The sequence below is a fragment of the Vibrio sp. ECSMB14106 genome (assembly GCF_000972265.1).
Classification (GTDB): Bacteria; Pseudomonadota; Gammaproteobacteria; order Enterobacterales; family Vibrionaceae; genus Vibrio; species Vibrio kanaloae.
Genome location: NZ_LAUM01000033.1, coordinates 1 through 15,783 on the forward strand (window position 1 = coordinate 1; position 15,783 = coordinate 15,783).

General features: G+C 43.2%; 14 protein-coding genes and 1 riboswitch. Of the genes, 4 read left to right on the forward strand and 10 right to left on the reverse strand.

The window, feature by feature from the left end:
- Positions 1-363 precede the first annotated feature (363 nt).
- Positions 364-816 carry an RNA recognition motif domain-containing protein gene (locus WR49_RS17885; RefSeq protein WP_017055501.1) on the forward strand — a complete coding sequence of 151 codons (453 nt, stop codon included), beginning with the start codon at positions 364-366 and terminating at the stop codon, positions 814-816.
- Here WR49_RS17885 and murI read toward each other — a convergent pair.
- From murI to btuB, 3 genes are read right to left on the reverse strand one after another with little or no spacing between them, the layout of a single operon-like run.
- Entirely contained in the window at positions 779-1,585 is an 807-nt protein-coding gene (gene murI, locus WR49_RS17890; protein WP_046224915.1) for a glutamate racemase, read from the reverse strand. The genes WR49_RS17885 and murI overlap by 38 nt on opposite strands.
- 60 nt (positions 1,586-1,645) lie before the next feature.
- Entirely contained in the window at positions 1,646-2,311 is a 666-nt protein-coding gene (locus WR49_RS17895) for an ATPase (protein ID WP_046224916.1), read from the reverse strand.
- A 48-nt stretch (positions 2,312-2,359) separates the two neighbouring features.
- Positions 2,360-4,177, reverse strand: coding sequence for a TonB-dependent vitamin B12 receptor (gene btuB / locus WR49_RS17900; RefSeq protein ID WP_046224917.1), 1,818 nt, complete (start codon positions 4,175-4,177; stop codon positions 2,360-2,362).
- Between the two features lie 40 nt (positions 4,178-4,217).
- A riboswitch (cobalamin riboswitch) is annotated at positions 4,218-4,421 on the reverse strand.
- A 155-nt stretch (positions 4,422-4,576) separates the two neighbouring features.
- Here btuB and trmA point away from each other — a divergent pair.
- Positions 4,577-5,686 (forward strand): tRNA (uridine(54)-C5)-methyltransferase TrmA, encoded by a 1,110-nt coding sequence (trmA, locus tag WR49_RS17905; RefSeq protein WP_017055505.1) that lies wholly within the window; start codon positions 4,577-4,579, stop codon positions 5,684-5,686.
- Positions 5,687-5,752: 66 nt separating this feature from the next.
- Here trmA and WR49_RS17910 read toward each other — a convergent pair whose 3' ends face one another.
- From WR49_RS17910 to fabR, 3 genes are all read right to left on the reverse strand, one after another.
- Positions 5,753-6,154 (reverse strand): VOC family protein, encoded by a 402-nt coding sequence (locus tag WR49_RS17910; RefSeq protein ID WP_046224918.1) that lies wholly within the window; start codon positions 6,152-6,154, stop codon positions 5,753-5,755.
- Positions 6,155-6,584: 430 nt separating this feature from the next.
- Positions 6,585-6,956, reverse strand: coding sequence for a YijD family membrane protein (locus tag WR49_RS17915; protein ID WP_017055507.1), 372 nt, complete (start codon positions 6,954-6,956; stop codon positions 6,585-6,587).
- Positions 6,956-7,597 carry an HTH-type transcriptional repressor FabR gene (gene fabR / locus WR49_RS17920; protein ID WP_004736697.1) on the reverse strand — a complete coding sequence of 214 codons (642 nt, stop codon included), beginning with the start codon at positions 7,595-7,597 and terminating at the stop codon, positions 6,956-6,958. The genes WR49_RS17915 and fabR overlap by 1 nt, the downstream gene beginning before the upstream one ends.
- Positions 7,598-7,924: 327 nt before the next feature.
- Here fabR and sthA point away from each other — a divergent pair, with 327 nt between their 5' ends.
- Positions 7,925-9,325 (forward strand): Si-specific NAD(P)(+) transhydrogenase, encoded by a 1,401-nt coding sequence (sthA, locus tag WR49_RS17925; protein WP_017055508.1) that lies wholly within the window; start codon positions 7,925-7,927, stop codon positions 9,323-9,325.
- 183 nt (positions 9,326-9,508) lie between these two features.
- Here the strand turns inward: sthA and dinF are convergent, their stop codons facing one another.
- The 4 genes from dinF to WR49_RS17945 form a co-directional block, all read right to left on the reverse strand.
- Positions 9,509-10,864, reverse strand: a complete 1,356-nt coding sequence (gene dinF, locus WR49_RS17930) for an MATE family efflux transporter DinF (RefSeq protein ID WP_197078540.1) — start codon at positions 10,862-10,864, stop codon at positions 9,509-9,511.
- A gap of 128 nt (positions 10,865-10,992) precedes the next feature.
- Positions 10,993-11,871: a class I SAM-dependent methyltransferase gene (locus tag WR49_RS17935; protein WP_046224920.1), complete on the reverse strand. Its 879-nt coding sequence runs from the start codon at positions 11,869-11,871 to the stop codon at positions 10,993-10,995.
- 97 nt (positions 11,872-11,968) lie between these two features.
- The gene (gene lexA, locus WR49_RS17940; protein WP_046224921.1) at positions 11,969-12,589 is read right to left on the reverse strand and encodes a transcriptional repressor LexA; all 621 of its coding nucleotides are present in this window, start codon (positions 12,587-12,589) and stop codon (positions 11,969-11,971) included.
- Positions 12,590-12,683: 94 nt separating this feature from the next.
- Positions 12,684-13,046 (reverse strand): diacylglycerol kinase, encoded by a 363-nt coding sequence (locus WR49_RS17945; RefSeq protein ID WP_046224922.1) that lies wholly within the window; start codon positions 13,044-13,046, stop codon positions 12,684-12,686.
- A gap of 219 nt (positions 13,047-13,265) precedes the next feature.
- Between WR49_RS17945 and plsB the strand changes: the two genes are divergently transcribed.
- On the forward strand, positions 13,266-15,689 hold the full coding sequence (gene plsB, locus WR49_RS17950; RefSeq protein ID WP_046224923.1) for a glycerol-3-phosphate 1-O-acyltransferase PlsB: 2,424 nt from the start codon (positions 13,266-13,268) through the stop codon (positions 15,687-15,689).
- Positions 15,690-15,783 lie beyond the last annotated feature (94 nt).

Sequence of the window (15,783 nt, forward strand, 5' to 3'; positions counted from 1 at the left end):
CTAGCGTTTTGTGATTTACATCTCAATCGCTAGGGGTGCGTACTATACCTGCGCCACTTAGAGAGTCAAGGGTTATTTTAAACTCTTCTTTCTCTACCGATTTCACTGTGTGACTTTCGTCTCACTCCGTGTCGGTGAGGCGGCATTATAGAGAGATCGACATAGAGCACAAGGGCTTTTTTAAATAAAAGTTTTGTTCGCCTAAAAAGCCACCAGATCCGCATTTTTCGAATAAAAACTAAACATTTGAGACGTATCACAGCAATACATTGGAAAAATGGAAGCCATGAACGTAAGATTCATGTATCTATTTTGTTAAGAGTAGATGTGTCTATTTCGTTTATTAATATGTAGTATTCCGATATGAACTCAAAAAAATCGATGTTGTTAATTGTCGCACTAGCTGTTCTAGGTGGCATTATTTTCTCTCAGGTAGATATATCGCCTGCAATTACCTTTATCCTTGGTGTCTTGGCTTCCGCTTTTGTTGTTAACTTTTCAAGCACCGACTCAAAATCAGATTCAGAACCTAAAGCTTCAACCAAAACACTTTATGTAGGTAACCTTCCATACAAAGCGAACGAATCACATGTACGTGAATTATTCTCTGAGCATGGTGAAGTATTTGCAGTACGTTTAATGAAAGACAAACGTACTGGTAAAAGAAGAGGCTTTGGATTTGTTGTTATGGCAAGTAATGATGTGAATCATGCAATCTCTGCACTTAACGATAAAGATTACATGCAACGAACTTTAAAAGTACGCGTTGCAAATGATCCTAAACATCCTGAAGCGGACGAATCTGAACTGAGCTAAACCCTAACTGCTTTAACATACTATTTAGTGCACTTTCTTTTTTAGGAAGTGCACTACAAAAAACCTCACGCACTCCCCCTTCTTTATTAATGCTTTCCAAACCCAACAAATCTTGAACCCGTTTAGCTATCGCTTTACCAGAATCTATCAGCACTACACTTTCACCTAGTACTTGTTGAATCTCTGATTTGATCAGTGGGAAATGGGTACACCCTAATACGGCCACATCAATGGTATTGATCATCGGTTGAAGGATCTGCTGTAACTCTTCAAGGCTAATCCCCTCACCTCTGAGTTTATCTTCGGCCATATCCACCAGCCGAGTAGAACCCAATAGCTCTACTCTTTTATTACTCGAGAAGTTGTTGATGAGCTCGTGTGTGTATTCACGAGTAATCGTCGCGGGAGTCGCAATAAGGCCAACCGCTTTATTAGCAAGTAACGAGGCTGGCTTGATTGCCGGAACAACCCCAACAATAGGGATTAGGTTACTAGCACGAAGTGTAGGTAATACAATCGTACTTGCTGTATTACAAGCTATCACCACAATATCAATCACGTGGCTAGCCACAAAACTGGTAACGATACTTTGAACTCTGCTAATAAGTACTTGTTGATCAAGCTCACCGTATGGGTAAGCCTCGTTATCGAATACATAGATATAGTTGTGATTGGGTAGTAACTGGCTTATCTCTTTATATACAGACAGACCGCCAACTCCAGAATCAAAGACCAATATGTTTTTTTGTATGCTTTCCGACACAACCATTACCTGTAATAAGTTCCGTAGCAATGATACCCCTTCACTTAGTTTTCGCCAATCATCACTCTACATAATGCAAGCTCGGTAGCGTTGATGCACAAAGCGCTCACCCTGCTCTACATTTTCTAGCTCTATCTTAAGCTTTCCTTTAAAGCATGGCGCTGACGTTACTAAGGTATGGAATTCGCCATCTTCACCACAGGGGTCAACGTGACTTGGCAAACTGTCTATTAGTTCAGGCGTGTATTGTTGCCCACAATAGCCAGCATCTAATGACTCACTATCAACCGTGACGAGAAAGGTTTCGATTCCTCTGTCTATTATTTCACTCGCAAGTGCCTGACTGCTCTCTCCCATTAGGGGAAATACACACTCCCAACCAACTGGTTCTATATAGCTTTTTCGATAATCGGCAATACCATTACAGAACATATCTCCAAATGCGACCGCGTCGATTGATAAGCCAGACCCTTTCAATGCTGAGACAATCGTACTTTGGTAAATCTCATTGCTTGGGAACACTTCCGGAAGCTCTATGGTGATGAGTGGCAAACCGATTAATTGCGCCTGCATGGCAACAACTTCGATCGGAGTCACTTGGAAAGGAACTTCATCTCCCACATACGTCGTATAGAGAGCGACAACTTCATATTCGGTGCTTTCAAGTAGACGCTCTAGCGTTAATGTCGAGTCTTTACCTGACGACCAACTTATGACGACTTTCTTTTTCATTGATATACCCAATAAGAAAAAACCGCCCGAAGGCGGTTTAGATGTAAATTAAAATTGGTAAGTAGCATTCACGTAATATGTACGCTCTGGTGATGGGTATCCACCAGCAGTCTCGTACTCTTCGTCAGTTAAGTTATCCACTCGACCATTTAAAGTAAGATTTTCATTCGCATAATAGTTAACTGAAACATCAAACAAGCTATATGCTGCAAGATCTTCAGAGAAGTCTGTTCGCTCACCTACGTATTGGTAACCTAATGAAACATCAACCTCATCAAAACTAGCTACCGCATTATACTTATAGATCTCTTTAGCGCGGCGGACTAGCTGCTCACCTGATTGGTCTTCAGGGTCTTGAAAATTAGCGCTTACTTGATGATTAATAAAGTATGTATCAAACCCTACGACCATTTCCACACCACGCAACTGGCTTTCACCATCAGTGTTGTAGTACTTACTCGTCGCATAGTTATAATCAATCAAGTCTTCGACATTTGTATCGTATCCAGTAACCGACCAATCTACGCCTTTAACTAGGCCACTAAAAGTCAGCTCTACCGAGTCAGCTTTTTCCGATTCTAGCTGCTCATTACCGTAGTAGCTATATAATTGATACAAGTTAGGCGCCTTGAAGGATGTACCATAAGCTGCTTTAACAACAAGCCACTCCGCATAACGATAGCCTACCCCTGTGTTGTAAGTGGCTTCGGCACCAAATTGCTCATTATCATCAACACGAAAGCTCAACTCACCAAACACTTTATCTGCATCTGCGTTTAATGCTGCGAAGTATGCAATGTTAGTTCTGTCATATTCAGTATTCGATGGTTTTACAATGTAGGCTTCATCTCGCCAATCAACACCACCGCTCAGAGTCAGAGCTGAAGCCAGTTTGTATGAGTTTACCCACTGTAGGTTTAACTGCTCAAGTTCATCAGATGTTGCCGATGCTGAGTTTTTACCTAGAGATTGCTCGTAGTTCCAGTTGTCTTGGTTCTGATAATTAACAAGAAAATCTGACTTGAGTTCACTACCTTTAAATTTAACACCAGCGGCAACTGTAGAATTTTGAACTTCAGCTTCTTTATATGAATGAGCAGTACCGAATGAACCGTCGTACTGAGAGATCGTTTCAAACATTCTGAAGTTAGCGAAACTACTCCATTGCTTATCAAAATTATGTACATAACCAATTAACGCGTTACGTGATTCAAACCCATGACGGTCTCCATCGTTAACACCTGGTAATGGGTGAACGTTGTAACCCTCATCAGAGTCGTAGCCAACGGATACGTTCAAATGACCGTTTTCACCAATCTTATCACCACTAACAAAGCTAAGCTCTTGATAATCTAAACTTCCCAGACCGGCACTTACTGCTGTTTCTTCGTTGTCAGAACTCGCAACTGTAATGATATTAATAACACCACCGATCGCCTCTGAACCATACATTGATGCACGAGCTCCACGAACGTATTCCACTCGGTCAACAAATGTTATTGGTAACTGGCTAAAATCAACACCACCCTTTGCTGCTCGAGCAAAACGAATACCGTCAATTAATACGAGAACCTGATCAGAGTTAGCGCCTCGAACAAAGATCGAAGCTTGTTGGCCTCGACCTCCATTTTGTGAGACTTGGATACCTGTCAGTCGCCTAAACACATCCGTTAAAGATTTCGCTTGAATACGGGCGATATCTTGGCGAGTCACAACCTCAACTTGAGCAACAACACTTTCAGTGCTTTGCTCAAAACGGTTAGCCGTAACCACCATGGTTTCATCGGCAGAGGCTTCTTGGGCGTGTAACGGGGAGATAGGTGAAAGCAGCGATGCTACAGCAACCGCTAAAAGGGATTTGTTCATGTTGTGATCCTAAATCGCGTAAAGTCCTACCAAACCACATTGTGTGGCTTAGCCGCTGGCAGGTATTCGGACTCAAGAGCACAACCTTATGGTTACCTAATATTCGACTTCCCACAAAAAGCTATTTGCAGTGTCTTATGAATATTCGTTCTCTTTTACCGCTGCGCGTCAGTTCTGGATTCACACCAGATTCCCTCTTCAGCCATCTATACATCCAAATGGCACCAGCTTGTCGGAGATAGTATTAACCTATGAATCATTTGTCTAGTCTAAGATAGTTATAAGCTATAGTTTTCAAGGTCGATTTTATATTGAATAGCTCTCAACACTGGACAAGCGCCTGTGATTGAATAAAATCTGCGCTCTTGATTTAAAAGCACGACAGCAAAAGGCATAACAATGGCGAATTTAGATGTAAACCCGCAACGCTACCAAGAACAGCTCGCAGAAAAGACTGAACGTCTTACTGAAATGTTCTCACAATATGATGTGCCTGAGCTGGAAGTGTATGAATCTCCAGAACAACACTACCGCATGCGTGCTGAATTCCGCGTGTGGCATGAAGGTGACGATATGTATTACGTCATGTTCAATCAAGAAACCAAAGAAAAATACCGCGTAGACCAGTTTCCTGCGGCTAGTCGTCTTATCAACGATCTAATGCCTCTATTAACGGATGCAATGAAGAGCAACCACTCTCTACGCCACAAGCTATTCCAAGTAGACTTCCTTTCTACGTTAAGCGGTGAGATTTTGGTGTCACTGCTTTACCACCGTCAGTTGGGTGAGCAATGGATTCAAGATGCTAAAGCGCTAAAACAGCAATTGAACGATGAAGGTTTTAACCTAAACCTGATTGGCCGTGCGCGTAAGATGAAAATCGTACTAGACCGCGACTACGTAATTGAAAAGCTAGACGTGAATGGTGACAGCTACATCTACCAACAAGTAGAAAACAGCTTTACTCAACCAAACGGTAAAGTAGCAGAGAAAATGCTGGAATGGGCTGTCGACTGTACTCAAGACAGCAAAGGTGACTTGCTAGAACTTTACTGTGGTAACGGTAACTTCTCATTAGCACTGGCACAAAACTTTGAGCGTGTACTAGCAACTGAACTAGCGAAGCCATCTGTTGAATCTGCTCAGTACAACATTGCGGCGAACAAGATTGATAATGTTCAGATCATTCGTATGTCTGCGGAAGATTTTACCGTAGCAATGGAAGGTAAGCGTGAATTCCGCCGTCTGCAACAGGCGAACATCGATCTTAAGAGCTACAACTGCAACACTATCTTTGTTGATCCACCGCGTTCAGGTATGGATGTTGATACTTGTAAGATGGTTCAAGGGTATGAACGAATCATGTACATCTCTTGTAACCCTGAGACATTGAAAGAGAACCTAGACATTCTAAGCGAAACACACGACATTACTCGTTTTGCTCTGTTCGACCAGTTCCCTTACACCCACCATATGGAAGCGGGCGTGATGTTGGAACGCAAAGCGTAAATCATGATTCAAACCTCTAAGCGCTCGTGATGAGCGCTTTTTTTTGATATCGCTATACCGCCAATTTCAAGTCCGTGGTTTGAGCTCCACCACATTGCCTTCTGGATCTTCTATATAGGCAGAATAACCAAAACCTTGAGCACCATAGCGCTCTGCAAACTCGCTAACTTTAATATCGTGTTTGTGTAGATAATTGATCAACTCTCGCTCATCAAAAGCCGCTATTTGCAGACAAAAATGGTCGAGGTTTCTCCCATCTTGTTGCGGCGCCTTGCCGCCAAGTTTTCCTAGCTCACTATCGACGACGACTAAGTCAATGATTGACTCCCCCGCCCTTAATTGCGTCAACCCTAAGTCTGGCAATTCCCTTTCAATAAGACAACCCAGCACCTGCTGGTAAAAATAGAGCATCGCCTCACGGTTTGAAGTCCGCAATACAATATGGTCAATGGCCTTTATCTCTATCATGCAGCTTCTCCTTGTAACACGCACACTCCCCTAGTATAGGTAACATTACGTACAAAAAAATCACAATGGATAAGTAAACTACTGGGCTAAATCGTGATATCTAATTGCAAATAAAGCCTTTCCTTTCAAGTGGGCTTCTAGTTCTACATTGTTCTTTTCAAAACGGTTAACCGTTACGGTTAAGACTCTTTATGTCACACTTCACTTGGTTATAAGTATTTAGGAAGTACCAATGGCAACAATTTCAGATGTATCACGTATCGCAGGCGTATCGAAAGCCCCCGAGAGTTGGTCGAAGCGGGAATGAGGGGCTTAAATACAAACCAAACTCGGTGCCGCAAGACTTAACCACCAGCTACAAAAAAGGCCTGACGATAAAGCCAAGCCTTTACTTCACTATTTACCAAGCGAAGTGCTGAGGTTATTCAGCTTAAGTCGCTTTACCGATAAAACCGAGCTTTTTTCCTACCCAAGCTAACAGCAACATCGCAACAATAATCGCAAAAAAGTTTGAGCCCGCATCAGGATGTTGTGCTTTGACAAAAGCCGAGTGGCCAAATGCACCAACAAAGAAGCAAGCTAAACCTACCAATGGAATATCTTCAGAGACTGGGTTAGTTAGATACTCCTGGTAAAGTGCTTGTACAGTCAACACTAAAGCAATAAGCGGGAAAATAGAGAAGCCCACTTCGCTCATTGTGACCCAAGATAACAGCGCATCACCACACACACCGGCAACAACAGCTAGTACGAGTGTTTTTCTTTCAGAACCACGGTTTACAGTATTATTTTCATTCGACATTATTCAATCCCGCCTTTTAATCGGTTACGTTCACGTTCTTTACGATACCAAAAAGCCCCTTTGGCCATCATTCGCAATTGCATGATCAAGCGATCAGCCAATTCATCTCGCTGACGTCGATCTAAATCTAGTGCTTCTGCCCCTGAGTTAAAAACCAATATGACGGAGGCTTCAGCTTGAGTAAAAGCTTCATCTCTTGTCATGCCAGTCGTAATCAAATATTCGGTTAACTCAGCAGAGAAGTGCTGTATTTCACGAGCTACTGCAGCACGAAACTCAAATGAAGTTCCTGAACGCTCTCGTAATAACAGTCTGAATACATTTGGACTGCTTTCAATGAATTCCATAAAGGTTTCAACCGATGTGCGAATCACACTGCCTTCTTTTACTATACGCTGACGAGCTTGACGCATTAATTGACGTAATAATAAGCCACCTTCATCAACCATAGTTAAACCAAGCTCATCCATGTCTTTGAAATGACGATAAAAGGAAGTTGGGGCTATTCCAGCCTCACGAGCAACTTCTCTCAAGCTTAGGTTGGAAAAACTACGATCGGCGCTGAGTTGGCTAAATGCTGCATCAATTAAGCTACGACGAGTTTTTTCTTTTTGCTGTGCGCGAATGCCCATTGGTTTCATACTTTATCAAATTCTTCTTTTACAGCCTAAACAGGCATGTCTAATACTCTCTTCAATATAACGCGAATCACTTATTTATATAAGGCACTCTGGTTATATAAGACACTCAACATACCTCTTTGTTCACGTACCGAAGTAAATACGCTCGAACAAAAAATTTCAATCTCCACACTGTGATTTGGAGACATACAACATACCAAATGTTATTTTTTTGAGAACACTGCGTGATCCCACCGACTCTCTGATGTCCTTTTCATGTACCCAAGAACAGAATCAGTTAAAATCTCACTAAAGCAATGTTAATTAAATATAACAAGGAAGATATCTATGCCGCACTCCAACCACTTTGATGTAATCGTAATTGGTAGTGGCCCCGGAGGAGAAGGGGCAGCGATGGGATTAACCAAAGCAGGGTTGAATGTTGCGATCATTGAGAAAGAGAGCAGCGTTGGTGGTGGTTGCACCCATTGGGGAACCATTCCTTCCAAAGCACTGCGTCATGCTGTAAGTCGTATTATTGAATTCAACAGCAACCCGCTGTTTTGTCAAAATAACAAAAGCATCCACTCTACCTTCTCCAGTATTCTGGGCCATGCTAAATCAGTCATCGATAAACAGACTCGACTGCGCCAGGGCTTTTATGATCGCAACCAATGTACATTGGTGTTTGGTTCTGCACGTTTTATCGATACCAACACTATCTCTGTCATGCAAAGCGATGGGACAGAAGAACATTACAGTGCTGACAAGTTTGTAATCGCAACGGGTTCGCGACCTTATCAGCCAGATAATGTTGATTTCTTGCATGAACGTATCTATGACAGCGACTCGATTCTTTCTCTTAAGCACGACCCGCAACACATCATTATTTATGGCGCTGGTGTTATTGGCTGTGAATACGCCTCAATCTTCCGCGGTTTAGGTGTAAAAACCGATCTCATCAATACTCGTGACCGCCTACTCTCATTCCTAGACAATGAAACGTCTGATGCGCTTTCTTACCACTTCTGGAACAGCGGTGTTGTGATTCGTAACGATGAAACCTTTGAGAAAATTGAAGGTACGGACGATGGCGTTATCATTCACCTAGAGTCTGGCAAGAAAATGCGTGCGGATTGCCTACTGTATGCCAACGGTCGAACAGGTAATACCGATAAACTGAACCTTAGTGCGGTTGGCTTAGAAGCCGATTCTCGTGGACAAGTATCCATAAACACCAATTACCAAACCAGCGTTGACCATGTTTACGCGGTAGGTGATGTGATTGGTTACCCCAGCTTAGCGAGTGCTGCTTACGACCAAGGTCGATTTGTCGCACAAGCGATCGTCAAAGGTGAAGCAGAACACCACCTGATTGAAGACATCCCAACAGGGATCTACACCATCCCTGAGATCAGCTCTGTGGGTAAAACCGAGCAAGAGTTAACCGCTGCAAAAGTGCCGTACGAAGTGGGACGCTCTTCATTCAAACACTTAGCTCGCGCTCAAATTGCGGGTAAAGACATTGGTAGCTTGAAGATTCTGTTCCATCGCGAAACCAAAGAGATTTTAGGCATCCACGTGTTTGGTGAGCGTGCCGCTGAAATCATCCATATCGGACAAGCGATTATGGAACAGAAAGGTGAAGCCAATACCATCGAGTACTTTGTGAATACGACCTTTAACTATCCAACGATGGCGGAAGCTTATCGTGTTGCAGCACTCAACGGGCTCAACCGTTTATTCTAGATAAAGAACCAATAGGAGTATTTGACCACCCATAGGCCAAATACATAAACAGCAAGCCATGCGCTTGCTGTTTTTATTTAAGATATTGAATAGTAAGGTATTGATCGTAATTAGATCATGATGTTCTAAATATCCCTTTACCTGTACAGCTTCATTTATTCTCCACAAAAAGAGCCCTCAGAGCTAAGCGAGAAACTCACCCTTCTTCCACTGAGAAACAAACAACACACCAAGACCAATTCCGCGCATTGCCATAAAGCTCAGCATCGCTAGCCACAGTGCATGGTTCTCTAAACCTGATGCTAAGTAGAAAATCGCGAAGAAACTGCAGGTCGCAACAAACATACTATTGCGCATATCCTTACCTTTAGTGGCCCCAACAAAAATCCCATCCAGTAAAAAGCACCACATAGACACCAATGGCATTGCTATTAACCACGGTAAATACACCTCGGCTTGGCTCTTCACGTCTGGGATTGTAGTAATCATATTGATTAAGCTCGAGCCAGCGATTGCGAAGGCTATGGTCAGTACCAAACAAATATTGAAGCTCCAGAAAAAGGTACCAATCAATGACTGGTTTAACTCATCTTTATCTTTCGCGCCAATCGCTTTACCCACCATGGCTTCCATTGCATAGGCAAAGCCATCCATCCCATAAGAGATGATCATCAAGAAACTCATCAACACGGCATTGGCCGCAACAACATCATCGCCAAAGCTTGCGCCTTGGAAAGTCATGAAAGTAAACGTGGCTTGCAGACACAGAGAACGCAGGAAAATATCTCGATTCAGTTTTACGAAGCGACTTAAACCTTGGCTGGTTTTCTTAAGCAGATTCCATGGTGATGGTAACTGTTTCTTCACCCAGATTCGGTAAACACAAATCAGGCCAAATGTTAGACCGGCATAATCAGCCATTACAGATGCCAATGCAGCACCTTCCACTTGCCACCCTAAACCGATAACAAAAACAATATCCAAAACGATATTGGTGATATTGGTGATGATCACCATCCACATGGGCGCTTTGGCATTTTGAGTCCCGAGCAGCCAACCTAGAATCACAAAGTTAGTAAGCGCGGCAGGCGCACTCCAGGCGCGGATTGAAAAATATTGCTGACCATAGTGCTTAACTTGATCACTGGCGCTACTCAATGAGAAAACTAAATCGGCGACTAGACTGTGTAAAAGCAAAAAGACACCAGCAAACCCCAAGGCCATGGTTACACCTTGCACGAACACCAAACCAAGCTGTTTGCCATCATTCGCACCATAAGATTGTGCAGCTAGCCCTGTTGTCGACATACGCAGGAAACCAAGCAACCAAAAGGTCACGCTGATCATTGTGCCGCCCAGCGCCACACCACCTAAATACCAAGAGTGCTCGAGGTGACCGATAACCGCCGCATCGACTAAGCCCAGCAGTGGAACAGTAATATTAGAGAGAACCATCGGGATCGCGAGCAACAACACTTTTTTGTGCATCGCCTGATTGGATAGCGTTTGAAAAATAGTTTGGGGATTAAATAGCTTCACGATCACCTCTTCGATTAGAGGCGATAGTTTAACCTAGTGGGTGTACTTTCACTATGTTGCGAGGCTTTACTTATCTTTTACTTATACCGAGGCGTGTATTCCTCGATTTTAAGGCTGAGTTGTTAGTATTACCATTTAACGAGGACTAATTGTGGAGTTAAACGTTTTTTGACCTGAGAGATCTTACACAATAATCGCTGCCACAATTTCCAACGATTGCATTGTTGGTCTAGGGGAGAAAACGCTTTTACCCATTGTGCCCATGGCAGCCAATTAAGAACGCTGTCTATTGGTGAAGACAACCCATGAGCATACTTTCCTGAACCAAGCTTTTGTCCCAACGTACTTGAGCTTTTATCTCCAGCTAACACTAAACACGCATGTGCATGAGTAAAGTAGCGGCTCAAAGACTGAATGAAGTTCGCCGTCTGCTGTTCATTGCAATCGAGCAGAGCATGTTCACACACCACCATCACCGAGGCTTGTTCTGGAATATTAAGTTCATCCAACCAAGTTAGGTCATCGACAGAACCACACTCCAAGCGATATCGTTCATTTTTGTGGAACAAGCGTTGCCGCCAAACTAGATTTTCCGTGACATCCAATTCTACCCAATGACAGCGGCCATTATCTAAACGGTAGAAACGGGTGTCGAGCCCAGCCCCAACATTGATGACCCAAGCATCTGGGTTGTGAGACAGAAATTGTTGAACTTGAGAGTCACAAAGCTGAGTCAGGGTTGCGTAGAGAAGTTGTTGTTGGTCGAGTTCACCGGTAAGACATTCTGGTGCCAATTGGCAACGCTTACAGGCTTGCGCTCCGATAGGATCATAAACCAAACCATCATCGGCAAGACTTTCGCGGCTGCGAAACCAAAGATGTTGAACGAGATTCGTCGGAACTTGAAATTCTTGATGTGCAAACCCTTGATCAAAAGAAGCCTTTTGAACAGAGGAGCGCGGCTTACGAGTAAGCGGCTTCATTTGAGGTTTGGTTGGATTTGGCATCATCATCTTCCTTGTATCTCGACAAAGAAGATGATAATGAATATCAATTACAATAACAAGTTATTGAGAATAAATATCAATAAGCTGTTTGTACTGACTACATCCAGTCGGTGTTGCGAATAATACCAACCGCAAGTCCTTCAATAGACAAGTGTTGAGATTCTAGATCGACATGGATTGGAGAAAACTCTTCATTTTCAGCATGTAACAGAACCGTTGCACCTTTACGTTCTAGGCGTTTAACCGTTACATCATCATCGACACGAGCCACAACAACCTGACCATCGCGTACATCTTGTGTTTTATGAACAGCTAATAAATCACCATCCATAATACCGATGTCTTTCATACTTTCGCCATTTACACGAAGTAAGAAGTCAGCTTGTGGTTTAAACATGCCAGGATCAACTTGGTAATGCATTTCTACATGTTCTTGAGCCAAAATAGGCTCACCAGCGGCAACCTGACCGATGAGTGGTAAACCTTGTTCTTCGTTTGCTGCATCTTCAAGCAAAATACGAATACCGCGAGACGCACCCGGGATAATCTCAATCGCTTCTTTACGAGCAAGAGCTTTCAAATGTTCTTCTGCTGCATTAGCAGAACGGAAGCCTAATTCACGTGCAATTTCTGCACGCGTCGGTGGCATTCCGGAATCTTCGATCTTACTTTTGATAAGGTCAAAGACTTGTTGCTGGCGGGGCGTTAACGGCTTCATGATTCACCTGTCTTTTTATACAGTTGACTGTGAGTATATCCAGTAACTGAACAAAAGCAAAGCAATTGGTTGTTTTTAGTTCATTTTTAGCGAATTACAAAAACAATATCTCTAGCCAGACGTAACCCGCTAACATTAAACAGATAAAAACCGCTGCCGAACCGACATCTTTTGCCATTCCAGATAGCTCATGATGTTCACTGCCAATCCGATCAACGACCGCTTCAATCGCAGTATTTATTAGCTCGACAACCATCACCAATACGATGGCAGAGATCATCAAGATTCGCTCAACCTGGCTTACGTCTAGGTAAAACGCCAGTGGGATGAGTACAGCTGCCAGCAACACTTCTTGTCGAAATGCAGCTTCGTTTTTAAACGAACTCGTGATGCCCTGCCATGAAAAGCCTGCAGCTTTGATGATACGTTTGAATCCTGTACTTGATTTCTTTGTCATTTTTAACTCTATACTCAATCAGTCGATGAATGATTTTCCACAAACTTAACGCCAATATGACTATTTCCATTAAAAGGTTAGACCAGTTTCTGGTATTCTTGCATCGATTAAATTTACGCCTAGGCTTACCCCTATTTCACTCATAGGATTTATCCTTTCATCATAGAAATAGCGATACGCTTAAGCACATTGAAATAACTATTGAGGCAGTGAACCTATATGTCTTCTGGACAATCTTTTTCACGTTCATTAATGAAGCTACCTTTATCCTTATTGGTAAAAGGCACATCAATCCCTTCAAACCCAGTTGAGGATTTGAACATTGATTTAGGCAAACCGATTGTATACGCCTTACCGTTTCGCTCAAGTGTAGACATGCTTACATTGCAAAAACATGCACTTGAACTGGGACTACCTGATCCGTTGAGCAAGCTTGAAATCAACGGTAAATCACTGCAACGCTACGTTTTTATCTCTTCTCGCAAAACTTTACTGCAAGACGATGATTATGTACCAAGCTCTTCAATTGAAGTTTTCTCGGAGCTGCTTTCACTGCATGCCGACGACTCTGAGCTTGATGTTCAAGTTATCCCTGCCACTGTGCTGTGGGGACGTAAACCCGGTAAAGAGAATAACCAGAAGCCTTACCTACAAGCAATGAATGGCTTAGAGAAGTCAAAAGCTGTATTACTGGCAGGCCGTGACTGCCTAGTTCGATTTAGCCCTGTGGTTTCTTTACGTTATATGGCTAACTCTCACGGTACCGACAGCACCATCGCGCATAAATTAGCGCGCGTGGCACGTATTCACTTCTCTCGCCAAAAGTTAGCAGCATCAGGACCGAACCTACCCAGCCGCCAAGCTCTTTTTAACCGCCTACTGAAGTCAGAAGCGATCAAGAAGGCAATTGAAGATGAAGCAAAATCAAAGAACATCTCGGTCGAGAAAGCGAGCAAAGAAGCTCAAGATATCATGGATGAGATTGCCGCTAATTTCTCTTACTCACTGATTAAGCGTGGAGAGAAAGTGCTTGGTTGGTTATGGAATAAGTTGTACCAAGGCCTACACATCAATAACGCTTCAACAGTTCGTAAGCTGGCTCAAGATGGCCACGAAATCGTTTATGTACCTTGTCACCGTAGCCATATGGACTACCTACTGTTGTCTTATGTTTTATATCATGAAGGCATGGTGCCTCCACACATCGCAGCGGGCATCAACTTGAACTTCTTCCCTGCTGGCCCTATTTTCCGCCATGGTGGTGCGTTCTTTATTCGTCGTAGCTTCAAAGGCAACAAGCTGTACTCAACTATTTTCCGTGAATACCTAGCAGAGCTATTTGCAAAAGGTTACTCGGTAGAATACTTCAGTGAAGGTGGCCGTTCTCGTACGGGCCGTCTATTGCAAGCGAAAACCGGCATGTTAGCAATGACAATCCAAGCCATGCTGCGTGGTATGAACCGCCCAGTTACTTTGGTTCCTGTGTACATCGGCTACGAACACGTTATGGAGGTAGCGACCTACGCCAAAGAGCTTCGTGGTAAGCGCAAAGAGAAAGAAAACGCCAGCCTTGTGATTCGAACTCTGCGTAAACTGCGCAACTTTGGTAAAGGTTATGTCAACTTCGGTGAGCCGATCCAACTGAACCAATATCTAAACGAACACGCACCTGAGTGGACCAAAGATATCGACCCAATGGGGGCTGGTAAACCACAATGGATGAACCCTGTGGTTAATGGTTTGGCAACTAAGATGATGACGCATATTAATGATGCAGCAGCGACCAACGCTCTAACTCTTTGTGCAACCGCTCTACTCGCTTCACGACAACGTGCATTATCTCGTGACTCTTTGGTTTCTCAGATCAACTGTTACCTGTCTTTACTGAAAAATGTACCTTACTCTAATACATTCACGGTACCAAAAGAGAGCGCTGAAGATCTGGTCAAACACGCTGAATCACTAAACAAGTTCCTGATCGAATCAGATTCAATGGGCGATATAGTTTCACTCGATCGTCACCAATCCATTCTGATGACGTACTACCGTAACAACATCATTCACTTGTTCGCTCTACCGTCGTTAATTGCTCAAATGACGATTCGTCAGCGTGGTCTATCGATTGAAGCTATTCAAAAGAATGTTGCTGCACTCTACCCATTCTTGAAGAAAGAGTTGTTCCTAAGCTACGACGAAGACAAGCTTGAAGGTGTGGTTTCAAACATCATTGAAGAGCTAGTCAGCCAAGGTATGCTTGTTGTGTCAAACAACGAAGTCACCATCAACCAATCAAACAGCCAAGCACTGATGCTATTAGGTCGTACGATTACAGAAACGCTGCAGCGCTACTCTATTGCTCTAAACCTATTGGCAGAAAATCCTGAACTGGATAAATCTGATCTGGAAACAAAGAGCCAAGACATTGCACAGCGCCTTGGTCGCTTACATGGTATCAACGCTCCAGAGTTCTTCGACAAAGGTGTATTCGCATCGATGTTCGCGACACTGAAACAGCAGCAATACCTAGACAACGATGGTAACTGTGATTTAGAAAAGACTCAGCAATTCGCTAAGCTTCTTTACTCTATGCTTTACCCAGAAGTGCGTATTACGATTCAAGAGAGCATCCACCAAGTAGAGTAATCTTTCAGCTAATATTCGCTTTAATCACTAGACTGAAACGATCAAAAAAGGCACCAAATAGGTGCCTTTTCATTTTGAGTCAAGCAACTCAAAA

What these genes read in the sequence shown, in the direction of transcription:
- WR49_RS17945 (WP_046224922.1), bottom strand. Translation starts at nt 13,046, where the DNA reads ATGACAAAGAAATCAAGTACAGGATTCAAACGTATCATCAAAGCTGCA.
- plsB (WP_046224923.1), top strand. Translation starts at nt 13,266, where the DNA reads ATGTCTTCTGGACAATCTTTTTCACGTTCATTAATGAAGCTACCTTTA.
- btuB (WP_046224917.1), bottom strand. Translation starts at nt 4,177, where the DNA reads ATGAACAAATCCCTTTTAGCGGTTGCTGTAGCATCGCTGCTTTCACCT.
- WR49_RS17885 (WP_017055501.1), top strand. Translation starts at nt 364, where the DNA reads ATGAACTCAAAAAAATCGATGTTGTTAATTGTCGCACTAGCTGTTCTA.
- trmA (WP_017055505.1), top strand. Translation starts at nt 4,577, where the DNA reads ATGGCGAATTTAGATGTAAACCCGCAACGCTACCAAGAACAGCTCGCA.
- WR49_RS17910 (WP_046224918.1), bottom strand. Translation starts at nt 6,154, where the DNA reads ATGATAGAGATAAAGGCCATTGACCATATTGTATTGCGGACTTCAAAC.
- lexA (WP_046224921.1), bottom strand. Translation starts at nt 12,589, where the DNA reads ATGAAGCCGTTAACGCCCCGCCAGCAACAAGTCTTTGACCTTATCAAA.
- fabR (WP_004736697.1), bottom strand. Translation starts at nt 7,597, where the DNA reads ATGAAACCAATGGGCATTCGCGCACAGCAAAAAGAAAAAACTCGTCGT.
- sthA (WP_017055508.1), top strand. Translation starts at nt 7,925, where the DNA reads ATGCCGCACTCCAACCACTTTGATGTAATCGTAATTGGTAGTGGCCCC.
- murI (WP_046224915.1), bottom strand. Translation starts at nt 1,585, where the DNA reads ATGGTTGTGTCGGAAAGCATACAAAAAAACATATTGGTCTTTGATTCT.
- WR49_RS17895 (WP_046224916.1), bottom strand. Translation starts at nt 2,311, where the DNA reads ATGAAAAAGAAAGTCGTCATAAGTTGGTCGTCAGGTAAAGACTCGACA.
- WR49_RS17935 (WP_046224920.1), bottom strand. Translation starts at nt 11,871, where the DNA reads ATGCCAAATCCAACCAAACCTCAAATGAAGCCGCTTACTCGTAAGCCG.
- WR49_RS17915 (WP_017055507.1), bottom strand. Translation starts at nt 6,956, where the DNA reads ATGTCGAATGAAAATAATACTGTAAACCGTGGTTCTGAAAGAAAAACA.